The organism is Priestia sp. AB (genome assembly GCF_028369225.1).
GTDB lineage: Bacteria > Bacillota > Bacilli > Bacillales > Bacillaceae_H > Priestia > Priestia megaterium.
Map to the genome: position 1 here is coordinate 1 of NZ_JAQMYN010000019.1, position 19,201 is coordinate 19,201.

Genomic DNA, 19,201 nt, shown 5'->3' on the forward strand with positions numbered 1-19,201 from the left:
TTCTATATAAAAAAAGATATTGGGGCCTTAGCTCAGCTGGGAGAGCGCCTGCCTTGCACGCAGGAGGTCAGCGGTTCGATCCCGCTAGGCTCCACCATACATATAAACGTACAACCTTTAAGCAATTTGCTTAAAGGTTTTTTTGTGTAGTTTTTACAAATTAGAATTGTATATATATTCAAAAAAGTGTCGAGTTGAGCCATCGCTCATTTAGCCGTTACAATAGGAGAGTAGCAACATTTGTGATGGGGGGACATATTATGAATAAGCTTTCAATTATTGGAGTACCAATGGATTTAGGTCAAACACGCCGAGGGGTCGATATGGGGCCAAGTGCGATACGATATGCAGGTGTTATTGAACGCATCGAGAATATTGGATATAGTGTAGAAGATAAAGGGAATATTGAAATTGCCTTAGCTGAACGAGTACATAGTGATGAAAATACAAACTTAAAGAATTTAAAAGCTGTAGCAGATGCTAGCGAGAGGCTTGCTCAGACCGTAAGTGATGTTATTACAAATAAAAGGTTTCCTTTAGTGCTAGGGGGAGATCACAGCATCGCTATCGGAACACTAGCAGGAGTAAGTCGTCATTATAAAAACTTGGGCGTGATTTGGTATGATGCACACGGAGATTTGAATACAGCAGATACGTCTCCTTCAGGAAATATTCACGGTATGCCATTGGCGGCAAGTATAGGTATAGGAGACGACGCATTGACTCGAATTGGCGGTTACACACCTAAAGTCAAGCCTGAAAATATTGTGATTATCGGAGCACGTTCTTTAGATGAAGGAGAAAAAGAGTTAATAAAGGAAAAAGGGATTAAAGTGTATACGATGCATGAGATAGATCGAATGGGTATGACAAAAGTAATGGAAGAAACAATTTTATATTTGCGTGATAAAACAGATGGCGTTCATCTATCACTCGATTTAGATGGATTGGATCCACATGATGCACCTGGAGTAGGAACGCCGGTCATCGGTGGAATAAGCTACAGAGAAAGTCATTTAGCTATGGAGATGTTAGCAGAATCTCAGCTAATCACTTCTGCTGAGTTTGTGGAAGTGAATCCTATTTTAGATGAACGGAATAAAACAGCTACAGTAGCTGTTGCATTAATGGGCTCACTTTTAGGAGAGAAATTAGTATAAAACATTAGTACCTACCAAAAGGTACATGAAATATATATCAAGATAAAAAAAAGAAGCTCTTAGTTCGGATTCGAGAGCTTCTTTATATAGAGAAAAACTTTTCATATTCATTTAATAAACCATCTAGCTCTGAACTGACTCTCACTACTGTTAGTGATGATAAAGGGTTTTCTGCTGCAAGAGTGACCATGTTATTTCTGCATTCTTCAATTCGATTCAAAAGGTTCTCTTTTGTATGAGTCAAGCTTTCCACTCCTCTTCTTTTCATCTATACTAATTACATAACCTACGTACGATCTTTTTAAACGTATTTGACAAATTTTTGTTAAAATAATTAAGCATAAGTGAAACTTTATGATAAAGTACACGTATATATACTATCCCGCAATGGGCGGAGGTAACCGTTACATGGATTTATTATTAAAAAGAAAAATAAAAAAAGTAAAAAAAGGTGACCAGGATGCGTTTGCTGACATAGTAGAATATCACAAGGATAAACTTTTTCACCTATGTTATCGAATGTTAGGAAACCGGGAAGAAGCGCAAGACGCTGCCCAAGAAGCGTTTATTCGAGCCTATGTAAATATTCATAGCTATGACACGAGTAAAAAGTTTTCCACCTGGTTATATCGAATTGCTACAAATCTTTGTATTGATCGAATTCGTAAAAAAAAGCCAGACTATTATTTAGATGCAGAAGTAGCCGGGACCGACGGGTTAAATATGTACTCTCAAATAGCTGCCGATCAGGCCTTACCAGAGGAAGAACTAGAGCAAGTAGAATTGCAAGAATTCATTCAGTCGGAAATATTAAAGCTACCTGAGAAATATCGAACTGTCATTGTCCTAAAATATATAGATGAGCTGTCTTTAAAAGAAATCAGCGATATTTTAGACCTGCCTCTTGGCACGGTAAAGACTAGAATTCACAGAGGACGTGAAGCTTTAAGAAATCGACTTCGCCACTTGTAAGGAGTGAACTAAGAATGAAATGTCCAAAAATGTATGTAAATCTCATTCATGAGCATTTAGATGGAGATATTACAAAAGAAAATGAACTGTTATTAAAAGAGCATTTGCATCAATGTAAAGGTTGTCAGCAGCATATGCATCAGTTAAAAAGAACCATTGCATTTGTGCAAAGCACTTCTCATATAGAATTACCTATGAACTTTACAGCAGGTGTTATGGCTGGGTTACCACGTGAGAAGAATCGAATTCGAATGAATAGATGGTTTACAAACCACCCGATTCTTAGTGCAGCTGCTGTATTTGTGCTGTTAATGTCCGGCACCGTGTTTTCAGCTTGGGAAACGGATGAAGACTTTTCTGTTTCAAAGCAGCCGAACTTGGTCATTCACGATAAAACAGTCGTTGTACCAAAAGGTGAGACCGTCAAAGGTGATATTACTGTGAGAAATGGCGATATTAAAATTGAAGGAAAAGTAGATGGAAACGTTACTGTTATACATGGTGATAAGTATCTAGCTTCTGCAGGAGAAGTGACAGGCAATATTGAAGAGTTAGACAAGATTTTTGACTGGGTATGGTATAACGTCAAAACTCATGCCAAACAAGCTGTTGACTTTTAATAGTTGAAACATAAAACCGTCCGCTTATCTTGTTAGAGAGGAACAGTGGACGGTTTTATTTATATAAAAAGAAGGCTACATTATATAGGAACAAGGATTTAAAAATAAGATGTAATTTACAGTGTAATTTTGTTTTATGGTATAATAAAACGGTTATGTTATCTTTATTACATATATAGAGGAAGTGAGAAGATGCCTATTGGAGACCTGCCAATCCTCTCATATTTAGGAAAAATTGTTGATGTTCTCCTGGTATGGTTCGTCATATATAAATTAATTATGGTCATAAGAGGTACAAAAGCAGTACAGCTTTTAAAAGGAATCACGGTGATTTTAGTTGTTCGCTTTATAAGTAACTTCCTTGGACTAAATACGCTGCAATGGTTAATGGACCAAGCGTTAACGTATGGGTTTTTAGCTATCATTATTATCTTCCAGCCAGAGCTGCGCCGAGCGCTTGAACAGCTTGGGAGAGGACGTTTGTTTTCACGCAGTAATTTGCCTGAAGAAGATGAACGTACCGTTACGATTGAGGCGATTATAAAAGCAACGCATTATATGGCTAAAAGACGCATAGGTGCATTGATCTCAATCGAAAGAGAGACGGGTATGGGTGACTATATCGAAACAGGTATACCGCTCAACTCTAATATTTCTTCTGAATTATTAATCAACTTATTTATACCAAATACACCACTTCATGATGGAGCGGTTATTTTACAGCGGGATCAAGTAGCCGCTGCAGCATGTTACTTACCTTTATCTGAAAGTCCTTTTATTTCAAAAGAATTAGGTACTCGCCATCGTGCTGCTGTAGGAATAAGTGAAGTAACAGATAGTGTGACTGTCATTGTATCTGAAGAAACTGGAGGCATTTCCGTTACCAAAAATGGTGAATTGTATCGTGAATTGACAATTGATACATTGAGAGAAATGCTAGAAAAAGAATTAGTCACAACTTCTAAAGCAACTTCTTCCACTCGTTGGCAATGGAGGTTGAAGAAGAATGGATAAATTGATGAATCGATCGTGGGTTATGAAAATTATCGCGTTGCTGTTAGCCTTCATGTTATATTTATCTGTTAATTTAGATGATGGTACCAGTTCATCAAATAAGATTCTGAACCGAAGCAGTTCTGCCAACACTGGAGTAGAAACATTAACAGATGTTCCAGTTCAAGTATCCTATAATGAGAAGAACAGAATTGTAAGAGGTGTTCCGGATACGGTTATTATGACACTGGAAGGTCCTAAAAATATTTTGGCTCAAACAAAGCTACAAAAAGATTATCAAGCTTATATTGACCTTGATAATTTAAGCTTAGGGCAGCATAGAGTCAAAGTTCAGTATCGAAATATCTCTGATAATTTAAACGTAGTGGTTAAGCCTGATATTGTAAACGTAACAATTGAAGAACGCGATTCAAAACAGTTTTCAGTAGAGGCAAGCTATGATAAAAACAAGGTCAAGAATGGATATGAAGCAGGGGAAGCAACTGTTAGTCCAAGAGCCGTCACGGTAACGGGCGCATCAAGTCAATTGGACCAAGTTGCTTATGTGAAAGCTATTATTGATTTAGATAATGCTTCAAAAACAGTGACAAAACAAGCAACTGTTGTCGCACTAGACAAGAATTTAAATAAATTGAACGTAACAGTTCAACCAGAAACGGTCAATGTAACAATCCCAGTGAGAAATATTAGTAAAAAAGTGCCGATCGATGTGATTCAAGAAGGCACGCTAGGCGAAGGTGTCAACATTACGAAGCTAGAGCCTAAAACAGATACAGTAAAAATTATCGGTCCATCGGATTCTTTAGAAAAAATTGATAAAATTGATAATATTCCAGTCGATGTTACCGGTATTACGAAATCTAAAGATATTAAGGTGAACGTCCCTGTTCCAGACGGAATAGATAGTGTAAGTCCTAAACAAATTACCGTTCACGTGGAAGTAGACAAACAAGGTGATGAGAAAGACGCAGAAGAAACGGATGCAAGTGCAGCTGAGACTAAGTCATTTAAGAATTTACCGGTTTCTTTAACTGGTCAATCCTCAAAGTACACGTATGAACTGCTTTCTCCTACTTCAGTAGATGCGGATGTAAAAGGACCAAAATCTGATTTAGATAAGTTGACGAAAAGCGGCATTAGCTTGTCAGCGAATGTAGGGAATTTATCTGCCGGGGAGCACACGGTTCCTATTATGATAAATAGTCCCGACTCCGTTACATCAACTCTATCGACTAAACAGGCAAAAGTTCGTGTAACAGCGAAAAAACAATCAGGGACAAATGATGAGCAAACAGATAAAGAAACAAGTGGAAGTACGAGCGATAAAGAAACAAAGCCAGACACGGGAACTGGATCAGGAACAAATCCTGGGACGGGAAATTCAGGTGATTCAGCTGATAAACCAAGCGAAGAGACTAATACACCTGAAGACAATACAGATACACCAACAGATAGTACAGATAGTACAGAAACTGGTGACGACAGTAGTAATAATCAAAGTGATGAAAATTCTACACCCGTAGATGGACAGACAGATAATACAGCAGGAAACTAAATGTTTTGACATGAAGGAGAGAAAATTAATGGGTAAGTATTTTGGAACAGACGGAGTACGAGGAGTTGCCAATAGTGAATTAACTCCTGAGCTCGCTTTTAAAATTGGACGCTTAGGTGGTTACGTTCTAACAAAAGATTCAGAGCGACCAAAAGTATTAATCGGACGCGATACACGCGTTTCTGGTCATATGTTAGAAGGAGCGCTTGTTGCAGGATTGCTTTCAATTGGAGCAGAAGTTATGCGACTAGGTGTTATTTCAACTCCAGGGGTAGCGTACTTAACAAAAGCACTTGGCGCACAAGCAGGAGTCATGATCTCTGCTTCGCACAACCCAGTTCAAGATAACGGAATTAAATTCTTTGGTCCAGATGGATTTAAACTTTCAGATGCCCAAGAGAATGAAATTGAAGCGTTAATGGATAGTGACACAGATCAATTACCAAGACCTGTTGGGGGAGATTTAGGTCAGGTAAATGACTACTTCGAAGGTGGACAAAAATATCTTCAATACTTAAAACAAACGGTTGATGAAGACTTCTCAGGTATTCATGTGGCATTAGACTGTGCGCACGGGGCAACGTCATCTTTAGCAGCACATTTATTTGCAGATTTAGATGCAGATATCTCTACAATGGGTGCATCTCCAAACGGATTAAACATCAATGACGGTGTAGGATCTACACATCCGGAAGCATTAAGTGCCTTCTTAAAAGAAAAGGGAGCGGATGTTGGGTTAGCATTTGATGGAGACGGAGATCGTTTAATCGCAATCGATGAAAAAGGCGAGATTGTAGACGGTGATCAAATCATGTTCATTTGTGCAAAATACTTGTATGAACAAGGACGTTTAAAGAAAAACACGCTTGTTTCTACCGTTATGAGTAACTTAGGCTTTTATAAAGCACTAGAAGCTAGCGGGATTGAAAGTGCACAAACTGGTGTAGGTGACCGTTATGTAGTGGAAGAAATGAAAGCTAATCAATATAACCTAGGTGGAGAACAGTCAGGTCATATTATTTTCTTAGATTACAACACAACAGGTGACGGTATGCTTTCAGCTATTCAGCTTGTAAATATTATGCAAGCAACGAAAAAGTCTTTATCAGAATTAGCAGCTGAAATGAAGAAATATCCTCAGCTTCTTGTAAATGTAAAAGTAACAGATAAGCATCATGTTACAGATAACGAGAAGGTAAAAGTGGTTATTGAAGAAGTGGAAAAAGAAATGAACGGTAATGGCCGAGTACTTGTACGCCCTTCAGGAACAGAGCCGTTAGTACGTGTGATGGTTGAAGCACAAACACAAGAAGAATGTGAAACTTATGTAACGCGTATCGTAGAAGTAGTAAAAGAAGAAATGGGCTTAGAGTAATTCATTAATTATATGCATAAGCGGTGACGTTTCAAGCCGTTTATGCATATTTTTATATTGTTGAGAAAAATTCTTGGAAATTATCTGATGCTAAAGGCTGTTTTTACAGATAGTAAAGAAGATAATTGACGTTTTCTCACTTCTTATTGTAATATTAAATCTGTTCGTCTCTTAATTTATGTAAAGGAGTGAACAATCTAGTTTAAAAGTGAATACAAAGCGCCTGAACTAAGTAAAGGGACGGAAACGACTTAGTTGACGAGGAGGAGGTTTATCGAAGTATCGGCGGATGCCTCCCGGTTGTTGATTATCACGGCCGAAAACTTGATGTGAAAAACAATGAGGTGACTTATTGGACAAAAGCATTGAGATGATAATCATTGATGATGAAAAGAGACTCTCTTTTCATACATGAAGGAGGATTTTATCTATGTGCGGAATTGTAGGATATATTGGAACAGAAGATTCGAAAGAAATTTTATTACGTGGTCTTGAAAAGTTAGAATATCGTGGCTATGACTCAGCAGGTATTGCAGTTGTTAACAATGAAGGCGTACACGTATTCAAAGAAAAAGGCCGTATTGCAGAATTGCGTCAGGCAGTAGATAACAGTGTTGTAGCACCAGCAGGTATCGGTCATACGCGTTGGGCAACTCATGGTGTACCAAGCCAAGAAAATGCTCATCCGCATCAAAGTACATCTGGACGCTTCACACTTGTGCATAACGGTGTAATTGAAAACTATGCTATTTTGAAACGTGAATATTTACAAGATGTAACGTTCAAAAGCGAAACGGATACAGAAGTAATCGTTCAGTTAATTGAAAAAATCGCAGCAGAAGGCTTAGATGTAGAAGAAGCGTTCCGTAAGACAGTGAGCTTGCTTCACGGTTCTTATGCACTAGCTCTTGTCGATAACGAAGATAAAAATACAATCTACGTAGCTAAAAACAAAAGCCCGCTTCTTGTAGGTGTTGGCGAAGGATTTAACGTTGTAGCGAGCGATGCTATGGCAATGCTTCAAGTAACAGATCAGTACGTAGAATTAATGGATAAAGAAACAGTAATTGTTACAAAAGAAGGCGTAACAATTAAAACGCTTGATGGTGAAGTGGTAGAAAGAGCACCTTACACAGCAGAGCTTGATGCAAGTGATATTGAAAAAGGTACGTACCCTCACTATATGTTAAAAGAAATTGATGAGCAGCCTTTAGTTGTTCGTAAAATCATTCAAGAGTATCAAAATGAGAACAATGAACTGCACATTGATGCAGACATTTTAGGAGCAATGGATGAAGCAGACCGCATCTATATCGTAGCATGTGGAACAAGCTATCATGCAGGCCTAGTAGGTAAACAATTCATTGAAATGTGGGCGAAGGTTCCAGTAGAAGTGCACGTAGCAAGTGAATTCTCTTATAACATGCCGCTTTTATCTGAAAAGCCATTGTTTATCTTTATTTCTCAAAGTGGAGAAACAGCTGACAGCCGTGCAGTATTAGTTCAAATTAAAGAACTAGGTTACAAAGCGTTAACAATCACAAACGTTCCGGGATCAACATTATCTCGTGAATCTGATTATACGTTATTACTTCATGCAGGTCCGGAAATTGCTGTAGCATCAACAAAAGCTTATACAGCTCAATTAGCAGTGCTATCAATTCTAGCGGCTGTAACAGCAAAAACACGCGGCATTGAATTAGAATTTGATTTAGTTCAAGAGTTAGCAATCGTAGCAAACACAATGGAAGTACTTTGCGACGACAAAGAAGAAATGGAAAGCATTGCTCTTCAATTCTTAGCAACAACTCGCAACGCATTCTTTATTGGACGTTCTGTCGATTATTATGTAGGTTTAGAAGGTGCGTTAAAACTAAAAGAAATCTCTTACATCCAAGCAGAAGGATTTGCTGGAGGAGAGCTTAAGCACGGAACAATCGCTTTAATTGAAAACAATACGCCAATTATTGCATTAGCAACACAAGAGCATGTAAACTTAAGCATCCGTGGTAACGTAAAAGAAGTAGTAGCACGTGGAGCTAATCCTTGTATCATTTCAATGAAAGGATTAGAAACAGAAGAAGATCGCTACGTGATTCCGAAAGTTCACGAAACACTTTCACCATTAGCAGCGGTTATTCCTTTACAATTAATCTCTTACTACGCTGCATTGCACCGCGATTGCGATGTAGATAAACCGCGTAACTTAGCTAAATCAGTTACTGTAGAATAATAAGGTTCTAGACACCCTTCTATTATAGAAGGGTGTTTTTGTATGTCTGAGAAAGAGAACAAACACCGTTTATGCTAGAAGTTTCATTGAGCTAAAAAATATATTTGCTTGCTCCATTTATTTTATATAATGAAATAGGTAAAGGAACGAACCTCAGCTATTAAAAAGGATGTGGAAAGCATTAGTGGATTGGCTCAAAGTATAAAGTACGTGTTGCGAGGCATCTTTTTTGTCTTGTATTTTCCCTTTTATTTTGTATTTCAAATTTTGTGTAAGCTATGGATACATTTTATCGCTAAGCCCCTCATATGGATAGGAACAAGAATTATTCAACCTGTCATTGATTTCATTTGGAGATACATTATACGTTTCTTGTTCGTTTATCCTATTTCTTGGCTATGGAGTGTCCTCATCTATCCTTTTATTCTCTTCGTTTGGAAACGATGTTTTTTGCCTATAACTAGATTTATATGGAATTACGTTTTATACCCTGTGTTGTATCTAGTTTGTTACCCTGGTTATCTTTTCTGGAAATATGTTGTGCCGCCATTTTACAATGAAATTGTTATTCCTGTGGTTTCATTTTGTCAGCGTATATTCCTCTGTTTCTGGAAAGGAGTTAAGTGGATCGTAATTCATATGATCTACTATCCTTTACGGTGGATTTGGATGAGATGTATATACAAACCGCTTAAAAATGTATATACAAAAATCATTCAGCCGGTTATCAAATGGTTTTCTCATTTATTTAGTTAATGAAATATACCAAAAGATTGCTTGTCTTTTTTAGGTATTAAACTCGAAAGATAAGAGGGAATTGATGTATAATAAAGACGGATATATCATTGCCTATTTATTTTATTAGATTCAATTTTGAAAGAGAGTGAAACAATATGGGCCGTAAGTGGAACAATATTAAAGAAAAGAAAGCGTCAAAAGATGCTAATACAAGTCGTATATATGCCAAGTTTGGCCGTGAGATTTATGTGGCTGCGAAACAAGGCGAGCCAGATCCAGAATCAAACCAAGCGTTAAAAGTTGTATTAGAACGCGCGAAAACATACAATGTGCCAAAAGCAATTATTGACCGTGCGATTGAAAAAGCAAAAGGCGGATCAGAAGAAAATTACGATAATCTTCGTTACGAAGGTTTTGGACCAAATGGCTCAATGGTTATCGTAGATGCTCTTACGAATAACGTAAACAGAACAGCTTCAGACGTGCGTGCTGCTTTTGGTAAAAACGGCGGTAATATGGGAGTAAGCGGATCAGTAGCGTACATGTTTGATCCAACAGCTGTTATTGGTGTAGAAGGTAAGGATGAAGAAGAGACGCTAGAACTGTTAATGGAAGCAGATGTAGACGTGCGTGACATTTTAGAGGAAGAAGATTCTGTGATTGTTTATGCTGATCCGGATCAATTCCATGCAGTACAAAAAGCGTTCAACGATGCTGGTATTACGGAATTCACAGTAGCTGAGCAAACGATGCTTGCTCAAAATGATGTAACCCTTCCTGAAGATGCACAAGCTCAGTTTGAAAAAATGATTGATGCATTAGAGGACCTAGAAGATGTGCAGCAAGTATATCACAACGTTGATTTAGGATAATAGTGAAAGAGGCAGACCTATCAAAGAGGTCTGTCTTTTTTTATAGGCAGTGTGAAAAGCATCTATTGACCCTTTCCCTTCTTTTCGAATATGGTAAGATAATGAATTAAGAATAGAAAATAGTAGAATTTTATAAGAGATAAATGGAGGGAAAGCAGTTGAAAAAATTAATGGTGGGGATGGCGTTAACAGCTACACTTGCAACGGCTGTAACGCCTAGCTTTGGCTCAATCGGGGGAAATCAAGAAAAGGCATATGCATCGACGGTTACATATAAAGTGACGGCAAGCAAGCTAAATGTGAGAAGCGGAGCGGGAACGACTTATGGGATTATCGGCAGCGTAGTGAAAGGTCAAACGCTATCTGTGATGAGCAAAAGCGGAAGCTGGTACAAAATTAACTATAACGGCCGCACGGGCTATGTAAGCAGCGATTATGTACAAGCATCAGGAACAGCAACAGCAACTCCATCAGTAGAAAGCACAACGTACACAGTAACGGCAAGCACGCTGAATGTAAGAAGCGGAGCAGGTACCAATTATGCATCCATAGGAAGTGTGACAAAAGGCCAGAAGCTGTCCGTGGTGAGCAAAAGCGGAAGCTGGTACAAAATCAACTATAACGGCCGCACGGGCTACGTAAGCAGCGATTATGTACAAGCATCGGGAACAACAACGCCACCAGCAGAAAGCACAACGTACACAGTAACGGCAAGCACGCTGAATGTAAGAAGCGGAGCGGGCACCAATTATGCATCCATAGGAAGTGTGACAAAAGGCCAGAAGCTGTCTGTGGTGAGCAAAAGCGGAAGTTGGTACAAAATTAATTACAACGGCCGCACAGGCTATGTAAGCAGTGACTATGTACAGGCTTCAGCTACAGCGTCTCCAAAGCTCGTAGTCGATTCTTTTAAAACGTTAGGTAACGCTCAGCAAGTCATCTTGGTTACAGCAGATAACTACGATACGAAGTCTGCCAAAATTCAAACATTTGAAAAAGTTGATGGAAAATGGAAGCAAGTTTTAGCTGCGAACGGTGTACTTGGACAAAAAGGATTCGCTTTATCGAAAAAAGAAGGAGATATGGAATCTCCGACGGGGAAATATACAATTGGCACAGCATTCGGACGCTATGCAAACCCTGGAACTAAGCTTCCATATCGAAAGATTACAGCAAATGATGTGTGGGTAGACGATTCAAAAAGCTCTCTATATAATACGTGGCAGCAAAAGCCGGCTAATGGCCGCTGGACGAGCGCTGAGAACATGGACATCCCGGCTTACGACTATGGGTTTGTCATTAATTATAATGAATCTAGAACGCCAGGAAAGGGAAGTGCAATCTTCTTCCATGTAGGAACAAATTATACCGCAGGATGTACGGCTACTTCTAAAGAACAAGTTGTCTCTATTTTAAAATGGTTAAATCCAGAGAAAAATCCGGTTATTATTCAATCTCCTGTAAGTGAATTAGATAAATATTAAGTTAGAAAGCAGCTGAACTTTTGCAGTTCAGCTGCTTTTTTATGTAATTAAAAGCTTTGTCTGTCTATGGTACGACAAAGTTAGTTTTCCTATTTATTGAATGAAAGCGTTTAATCTCTTACGATTAAAGTATCATCACGTAGAGAAAGGAAGAGAGCAAATGGCTCAATCTAATATAAAAGTAGCTGTACAAAAGTTTGGGAACTTTCTAAGTTCAATGGTTATGCCAAATATCGGAGCATTTATTGCATGGGGACTTATTACTGCTTTATTTATTCCAACAGGCTTTTTTCCAAATGAAAGCCTTGCCAAACTAGTGGATCCAATGGTCAAGTATTTGCTTCCGTTGCTAATCGGCTACACAGGAGGAAAGCTTGTCCACGATCAGCGCGGAGGCGTTGTAGGTGCTATCGCCACCATGGGCGTCATCGTTGGATCTGATATTCCGATGTTTCTAGGCGCTATGATTATGGGGCCGCTTGGCGGTTATATCATCAAGAAGTTTGATCAGTTTATTGAAGGTAAAGTCAAAACAGGATTTGAGATGTTAATTAATAATTTCTCAGCAGGTATTCTTGGAGGAATTCTAGCAATTCTAGCCTTTTTAGGAGTTAGTCCAGCCGTGGACGGATTTACAGGCGCGCTTGTAGTGGGTGTAGATTGGATGGTTGCACATGGCCTTCTTCCACTTACAAGTATTCTAATTGAACCAGCTAAAATTTTATTCTTAAACAATGCTATTAATCACGGTATCTTATCTCCGATCGGAGCAGAACAAATTCGAACAAATGGACAGTCCATTCTATTGTTATTAGAAACAAACCCTGGTCCGGGGTTAGGAATTCTGTTAGCGTATTGCTTCTTTGGAAAAGGAACAGCAAAACAGTCAGCGCCGGGAGCGGCCATCATTCATTTTATTGGCGGAATTCACGAAATTTACTTCCCTTACGTTTTAATGCGTCCGCTTCTAATCATTGCGGCTATTTTAGGCGGAATGAGCGGCGTATTTACATTTGTTCTTTTAGGCGGAGGCTTACAAGCGGTTGCTTCACCAGGAAGTATTTTGGCTATTTTAGCTGCTACACCAGGTAATGCAGGCAGCTATGTTGCAAATATCTCCGGTGTTCTCGTTGCAGCCATCGTATCGTTTATTGTAGGTTCGTTAATTTTAAAAACGGGCAAGCAAACAGAAGATTTGGATGAAGCAGCTCGCAAAATGCAAGAGATGAAAGGCAAGAAGAGCTCTGTAGCAGGAAGCGTTACAAAACAGCAAGGTGAAGTACCAGCAAGCGTTCAGAAAATTGTTTTTGCCTGTGACGCAGGTATGGGATCGAGTGCGATGGGCGCCTCTCTTCTTCGCAAGAAAGTTAAACAAGCAAATTTAAATATTTCGGTAACGAATACAGCGATCAGTAATATTCCAAGTGATGCTCAAATCGTTATTACACAGAAAGAGCTGACGCCAAGAGCTCAAAATAAAGTTCCAGATACGTATCATATCTCGGTTGATAATTTTCTATCTAGTCCGGAATATGACAAACTAATTGATCAACTAAAAAATGATCATACTACTTCTAAAGTGGAAGAAGAAAAGAGAGTATCTGCAGAAAATAATACAGATAGTAATGATGGTTTATTAAAAGAAGAAAACGTTTTCCTGAATCAGCACTTTTCTTCTAAGGAAGAAGCAATTCGATTTGCAGGAAGTGTGTTAGTAAAAGGCGGATATGTAGAAGAAAACTACGTTGAAGCGATGATTGAGCGCGACAATATGACTTCTACTTATATGGGAAATGACGTGGCGATTCCGCACGGTACGGAAGAAGCGAAAAAGAACGTTTTAAGATCGGGTTTTACAGTGATTCAAGTGCCAGAAGGCGTTGATTTTGATGGTGAGAAAGTTCGTTTGATTTTTGGAATTGCCGGAAAAGACGGCACCCATTTAGAAATTTTATCTGGTATCGCGATTACATGTTCTGATATGGACAATATTGAAAAGATGGTTCATGCCAAATCAGTTAAAGAATTAATGGCTATTATTCAACGTAACTAACGGGATAGAAAGGCATGAAGATGCCTTTTTATCCTTTGTTTATAAATAAGAAAAGAGTTGATATTCTTGTTTATTACTTCAAGAGAAAAATCAATCATTGAGTTAATTATTAAAACGGCAGGAAAACATACAGCCCTTACACTTGCTACTTTTTTGAATGTAAGTGTAAGAACTGTTCACCGAGATTTGAAGGCAATTGAATCAATACTTGAAAAATTTGATTTGAAGCTGATTCGTACACAAGATGAAGGACTAATGATTGAAGGTAAAAATGAACAAATTTTTCGCCTTATTCAAGAGCTGATGAAGATTAAAACGACGGATCAGTCTCCACAGGAAAGAAAATTAATTCTTTTAATTCTTCTTCTAGAAGAAGGGGATTCATTTAAATTACAAACGCTGGCTAAAGACTTAGAAGTAAGTATCACTACACTAACTGCTTATTTAGATGAATTAACAGAGTGGTTAACCACATTTGACGTTCTCCTTCACCGAAAAAGAGGGGTGGGAGTAGAGGTTCAAGCTACTGAAGCCAATAAACGAAAAGCATTAGCTAATTATTTTCTTGTTCACTTTAATGAAGAGTTAATTGAGTGCTTGTTTTTAGCAGAAAATCAGCAGCATACGGATGAAACGATTTTGCACTATTTTTATCCGGATTATTTGGCAGAAGTAGACAGAATTGTACATCAAGCGATTAATCAGCATCATTCTAAGCTGGCTGACAGCGATTATATAGGGCTCATTGTTCATATTTGCATTATGATACAGCGAACGAAAAAGCAAATGTATCTAGAAGACGACGGCGGCCAAACGGAAGAACTGGCGAGTGAAATGTTTTTAATGAAGGATATTTGCCGCGAAATTGAACGGGTATTTTCTCTTTCTTTTACAGAAAAAGATATTCATTTCTTAGCAGTGCGGCTGCGTGCAGCAAAGTTCCAAACTACTAGAGACGTATATTACGACAGCGTAGTGGTTGGGCAGATTATTAAGAATATGATTGCTCACGTTTCTGTTCAGCTTAACACCGACTTAACTGGTGATTTTTCCCTTTACCAAGGGCTGCTTGCTCATATGGAACCGGCCATTTTTCGTCTTAAGCAAAAAATGGAGCTTTTTAATCCATTAACAGAAGAGATTAAGAAAAAGTACCCTGTTTTATTTATGGCTGTGAGAAACAGTATCGATCAAGAGCTGCCGGATTTAGTTTTTCCAGATGATGAAGTAGCATATCTTGTTTTGCATTTTGGTTCAACGCTAGTGCTAAAAGAAGAAGTCATGGAAATACAGGCGCTGATTGTCTGTCCAACTGGAATTGGTACCTCGAAAATGTTAGCTAGCCGTATTCGTAAAGAGATTCCGGAGATTAATTCAGTTGTCATTAAATCGGTAAAAGAAATCAAAGAAGCCGCGCTTGAAGGGTATGACGTAGTGATTTCAACAATAAGACTGCCTTTTTTAAATGTCGATTACATTTTAGTCAATCCACTCTTAACGGAAGAGGATATTCAATCCGTCCAGAATTTTTTACAGAAAAACATTCAAAAGTTAACCAAAGATAAGGACTATCGTTCGTTCCAATATAAAAATAAGACTGTTTCTACAGAAAAACCGTCTTTTGAGGAAACGATGAAGCAAATTAAAGATGTGCATGGAAGTATCGAATCAATTCTTCAAAACCTTAGGATGTATCGATTTTCGGATGAAGTGAGTCACGATCAAGTGATTTCGCACGTAGTACGCGCTGCTGAAAAAGAACGTTTAATAACCAATGCCAGCTGCGTTATTCATCAGCTTAAGGAACGAGAAAACAAAGGCGGTTTAGGCATTCCGCAAACGAGTATGGCACTGTTCCATTGCCGTGAACATCACGTGAAAGAGCTGATTTTTCAAGTTTCACATTTAGAACAGCCTTGCACAGTTAAAGGTATGGACGGAACAAACATGCAGGCGCGTAACCTTCTATTAATGCTCGCACCTGAAGAGTTAAGTGAAGCACAGCAAGAAATTTTAAGTTTAATTAGTACCAGTTTAATTGAAGACCATGAAGCAATGATGATTTTTTCGTCTTCGAACGAAGAGATAATTCGCAAAAAGCTAGAGGATACGTTTCATGAGTACCTTCGAAATAATTTGATAAAGGAATGATTTTTGTGAAGCAAGCAGTTCATTTTGGAGCAGGCAATATTGGTCGAGGATTCATTGGGGCATTGTTTTCTCAAAGCAACTATCACGTCACATTCGTAGATATTGCTGAAAAGGTTATTAATCAGTTAAACGCAGATAAAGGGTATAACGTAATAACAGCCGCAGAGCATCCCGAGACATTAGCTGTTCAAAACGTATCTGGTTTAAATAATCTGACACAAGAACAAGCAGTCATTAAAGCGATTAAAGAAGCAACGTACATTACGACGGCCATCGGACCGAACGTTCTGCCGCGAATTGCTCCTTTAATTGCTAAAGGTTTGGCTGAACGTGTAAAAGCAAGCGACGAAAATGTATATATTATTGCCTGTGAAAATCAAATCTCTGCAACAGATTTATTAAAAGGCTATATTTTTGACGCACTGGATGAAGAGACAAAAGCTCATATGATAAATAAGGTCTTTTTCTTCAATTCAGCTGTAGATCGTATCGTGCCTATTCAACATGACCAAGGTTCGCTTGATGTTTTAGTAGAATCCTATTATGAATGGGTAGTAGAGGCACCTGAAGATATTCCGTTTGTAGAAGGAATGACGATTGTGCCTGACCTTGCTCCTTTTATTGAAAGAAAGTTATTTACAGTGAATACGGGACACGCGGTAATTGCATATTTTGGCTATTTAAAAGGAAAAGAAACAATTGATCAAACGTTAAGAGATTCAGATATTTATGAACAAGTACAGCAAACGCTACAAGAAACAGGAAACTATCTAATTAAAAGATATGACTTAGATAGAGAGAAACACGAAGCCTATATTACTAAAATCATTGAGCGCTTTAAAAATCCTCATTTAAATGATTCAGTTAAAAGGGTAGGAAGAGCGCCAATTCGCAAGCTTGGACCTCAAGATCGTTTGATTCGTCCAGCGCTAGAAGCAAAAAAAGCGGGCCTTTCTTATACCTACTTAGCAAAGGCTGTCGCCGCTGCGCTTTTATTTGACCCGCAAGAAGATAAAGAGGCTATGAAGCTTCAAGCGAATATTCATGAGTATGGTATTGAGTATGTATTAAAAGAGATTAGTGGGTTAGAGGCAAGTAATGATTTAACAAAAGAAATCATTGCTCAATATAATGCTTTAAAATCGTGAATGAATTTAGTGCGTGTAAACAGTCCATTTTAAATGGGCTGTTTTTCTTTTAGCAGAAAGGGAATGTTTGTGTATAGGAGGGTGATAAAATGGTAGCCATTACGCACGTTGGATTAGCTGTACCTGATGTAGAAGAAGCTGTGCAGTGGTATGGAAAAGTTTTAGGTTTTAAGCTGATTGCCGGTCCTTATACGTTTAATGCGGAGGAAGAAAAAGCTGAAAATATGACTCAAGATTTACTGGGGTCTCATATCAAAAAAATGAAAAATGCTCACATGACAGCTGACAACCAGGTAGGCATTGAACTGTTTGAATTTAATAAGCCGCAAATGCCTCTTGTATTAAAAGACAGCGATGAGCAGTATCAAAGTTATTTTCACATGTGTTTAATAGCCGAGGACGTGGAAAAGTTAGCGGATAAAATCGAACAATCAGGTGGTAAAAAGCGAAGCCAAGTATGGAATACAAGACCTGGAAAACCTTATTACTTGGTTTATTGTGAAGATCCGTTTGGGAATATTATTGAGCTATATTCACACAGTACGGAGCTCATGTATGGGAATAGAGAAGGATAAAAGCTTATCCAGATTTCTTGGATAAGCTTTTATTTTTTCATAGCTGTCCGTAGCCGTATACTTTTGCCAGCTCTTCAAAGGTTTTGGATGAATACGTAATAGTTACAGATGTTCCTACTGCCACTTTATTGAATAATTCTTCGACATCCGCATTATGCATTCGTACGCAGCCGTGGCTTACATATTTGCCGATGCTATCTTCTGAGTTATTGCCGTGAATAGCGTATGTGTCGCCGGTTGTGCCGTTTGCATTAAGCCCTAGCCAGCGAGAGCCAAGAGGATTATTAGAAGCGCCTCCTGCAATATGCCCTGTATAGTAAGGGCGATTTTTAATTTTGTTAACAATCTTGAAAAAGCCTACCGGCGTATCGCTCCATGTTTTTCCCGTAGCTACTGAATACGTCTTTTCTAACTTTCCATTATGAAAATAAGCAAGCTGATTTGTTTTTTTATTAATAATTAAATCTCCACTTGCTGCGTTTTCACTTGCATTCGCCGCACTTGCTGTATAAGAAATGCTGATAATAGCTGCGAGGCATAAAGCAGCTGCTTGCAGTATAATTTTTCTCACGTTCTAGCCATCTCCTCTATTGTTCGTTTACATATTTAATGAATTACATGCTATTAGTGTATAAAAGGAAAATGGACTGAATATGAATCTTTCCTGAATGAAAACTGAAAGTGCATTTTATTTATAAGCGAATATAAAGTGAAAATCTGGGCAGAAATACAACTAAAGGTCTGGTACATACCTCATAAAAAAGAGAAAAATGAAAATGCACCTTGTCTGTTTAATTTAGGATGTATTATCATGAAAGTTTGAAATGAAGGGCAGGAGGTGAAAGAAACAGATGCTTAAAGAATTTAAAGAGTTTGCTTTACGTGGAAACGTATTAGATTTAGCTGTCGGAGTTATTATTGGAGCGGCATTTGGAAAAATTGTCACGTCTCTTGTAAATGATATTATTATGCCGCTGATTGGTTTGTTGTTAGCAGGGATAGACTTTAAAGATTTATCCTTCACAGTTGGAAAAGCTACGGTATTATATGGATCTTTTATTCAAACAATTGTTGATTTCTTAATTGTCGCATTCTCGATTTTCTTATTTATTCGTTTCTTTAATCGTTTTAAGAGAAAAGAAGAAGAGAAAGTAGAGGAAGAAGTGGCTGTTCTGTCAAAAGAAGAAGAGATCTTAACAGAAATTCGTGATCTGCTAAAAGCAGAAGCAGTGAAAGAGCGTTCATAACAGC

16 protein-coding genes and 1 tRNA gene are annotated in these 19,201 nt (G+C 38.2%); 15 read left to right on the plus strand and 2 right to left on the minus strand.

Translation table 11 applies throughout. From position 1 onward, the window contains the following. Nucleotides 1-21 precede the first annotated feature (21 nt). Together POF52_RS27820 and rocF are read left to right on the plus strand one after the other, a co-directional pair. Nucleotides 22-97 (plus strand) — tRNA-Ala (locus POF52_RS27820). Nucleotides 98-260: 163 nt separating this feature from the next. Then, nucleotides 261-1,160 carry an arginase gene (gene rocF / locus POF52_RS27825; protein WP_013054967.1) on the plus strand — a complete coding sequence of 300 codons (900 nt, stop codon included), beginning with the start codon at nucleotides 261-263 and terminating at the stop codon, nucleotides 1,158-1,160. An 82-nt stretch (nucleotides 1,161-1,242) separates the two neighbouring features. Here the strand turns inward: rocF and POF52_RS27830 are convergent, their stop codons facing one another. Continuing rightward, a complete protein-coding gene (locus POF52_RS27830) occupies nucleotides 1,243-1,404 on the minus strand; it encodes an aspartyl-phosphate phosphatase Spo0E family protein (protein ID WP_013081390.1) in 162 nt (53 codons plus the stop codon). A gap of 164 nt (nucleotides 1,405-1,568) precedes the next feature. Between POF52_RS27830 and sigW the strand changes: the two genes are divergently transcribed. From sigW to POF52_RS27890, 12 genes are all read left to right on the plus strand, one after another. Next, nucleotides 1,569-2,132 carry an RNA polymerase sigma factor SigW gene (sigW, locus tag POF52_RS27835; protein WP_013054969.1) on the plus strand — a complete coding sequence of 188 codons (564 nt, stop codon included), beginning with the start codon at nucleotides 1,569-1,571 and terminating at the stop codon, nucleotides 2,130-2,132. 14 nt (nucleotides 2,133-2,146) lie between these two features. After that, on the plus strand, nucleotides 2,147-2,752 hold the full coding sequence (locus POF52_RS27840) for an anti-sigma factor family protein (protein WP_013081391.1): 606 nt from the start codon (nucleotides 2,147-2,149) through the stop codon (nucleotides 2,750-2,752). A 192-nt stretch (nucleotides 2,753-2,944) separates the two neighbouring features. Beyond that, nucleotides 2,945-3,766, plus strand: a complete 822-nt coding sequence (gene cdaA / locus POF52_RS27845; protein ID WP_013054971.1) for a diadenylate cyclase CdaA — start codon at nucleotides 2,945-2,947, stop codon at nucleotides 3,764-3,766. Then, on the plus strand, nucleotides 3,759-5,321 hold the full coding sequence (locus POF52_RS27850) for a CdaR family protein (protein ID WP_271997003.1): 1,563 nt from the start codon (nucleotides 3,759-3,761) through the stop codon (nucleotides 5,319-5,321). The genes cdaA and POF52_RS27850 overlap by 8 nt, the downstream gene beginning before the upstream one ends. Before the next feature lie 28 nt (nucleotides 5,322-5,349). After that, nucleotides 5,350-6,696: a phosphoglucosamine mutase gene (glmM, locus tag POF52_RS27855; RefSeq protein WP_271997005.1), complete on the plus strand. Its 1,347-nt coding sequence runs from the start codon at nucleotides 5,350-5,352 to the stop codon at nucleotides 6,694-6,696. A 430-nt stretch (nucleotides 6,697-7,126) separates the two neighbouring features. Continuing rightward, nucleotides 7,127-8,929 (plus strand): glutamine--fructose-6-phosphate transaminase (isomerizing), encoded by a 1,803-nt coding sequence (glmS, locus tag POF52_RS27860; RefSeq protein WP_271997007.1) that lies wholly within the window; start codon nucleotides 7,127-7,129, stop codon nucleotides 8,927-8,929. Between the two features lie 893 nt (nucleotides 8,930-9,822). Continuing rightward, nucleotides 9,823-10,539, plus strand: a complete 717-nt coding sequence (locus tag POF52_RS27865) for a YebC/PmpR family DNA-binding transcriptional regulator (protein WP_013054976.1) — start codon at nucleotides 9,823-9,825, stop codon at nucleotides 10,537-10,539. A gap of 143 nt (nucleotides 10,540-10,682) precedes the next feature. Further along, the gene (locus tag POF52_RS27870; RefSeq protein WP_334314420.1) at nucleotides 10,683-12,023 is read left to right on the plus strand and encodes an SH3 domain-containing protein; all 1,341 of its coding nucleotides are present in this window, start codon (nucleotides 10,683-10,685) and stop codon (nucleotides 12,021-12,023) included. A gap of 160 nt (nucleotides 12,024-12,183) precedes the next feature. Beyond that, on the plus strand, nucleotides 12,184-14,076 hold the full coding sequence (locus POF52_RS27875) for a PTS mannitol transporter subunit IICBA (protein ID WP_271997013.1): 1,893 nt from the start codon (nucleotides 12,184-12,186) through the stop codon (nucleotides 14,074-14,076). Nucleotides 14,077-14,136: 60 nt separating this feature from the next. Further along, entirely contained in the window at nucleotides 14,137-16,227 is a 2,091-nt protein-coding gene (locus POF52_RS27880; protein ID WP_271997059.1) for a BglG family transcription antiterminator, read from the plus strand. Nucleotides 16,228-16,232: 5 nt separating this feature from the next. After that, nucleotides 16,233-17,375: a mannitol-1-phosphate 5-dehydrogenase gene (locus POF52_RS27885; protein ID WP_271997015.1), complete on the plus strand. Its 1,143-nt coding sequence runs from the start codon at nucleotides 16,233-16,235 to the stop codon at nucleotides 17,373-17,375. 89 nt (nucleotides 17,376-17,464) lie between these two features. Next, the gene (locus POF52_RS27890; RefSeq protein WP_205662080.1) at nucleotides 17,465-17,950 is read left to right on the plus strand and encodes a VOC family protein; all 486 of its coding nucleotides are present in this window, start codon (nucleotides 17,465-17,467) and stop codon (nucleotides 17,948-17,950) included. Nucleotides 17,951-17,987: 37 nt separating this feature from the next. Here POF52_RS27890 and POF52_RS27895 read toward each other — a convergent pair whose 3' ends face one another. Further along, nucleotides 17,988-18,521 carry a L,D-transpeptidase gene (locus POF52_RS27895; RefSeq protein ID WP_034654880.1) on the minus strand — a complete coding sequence of 178 codons (534 nt, stop codon included), beginning with the start codon at nucleotides 18,519-18,521 and terminating at the stop codon, nucleotides 17,988-17,990. Between the two features lie 280 nt (nucleotides 18,522-18,801). Between POF52_RS27895 and mscL the strand changes: the two genes are divergently transcribed. Further along, nucleotides 18,802-19,197, plus strand: a complete 396-nt coding sequence (mscL, locus tag POF52_RS27900) for a large conductance mechanosensitive channel protein MscL (RefSeq protein WP_013081402.1) — start codon at nucleotides 18,802-18,804, stop codon at nucleotides 19,195-19,197. The last annotated feature ends 4 nt before the right edge of the window (nucleotides 19,198-19,201 follow it).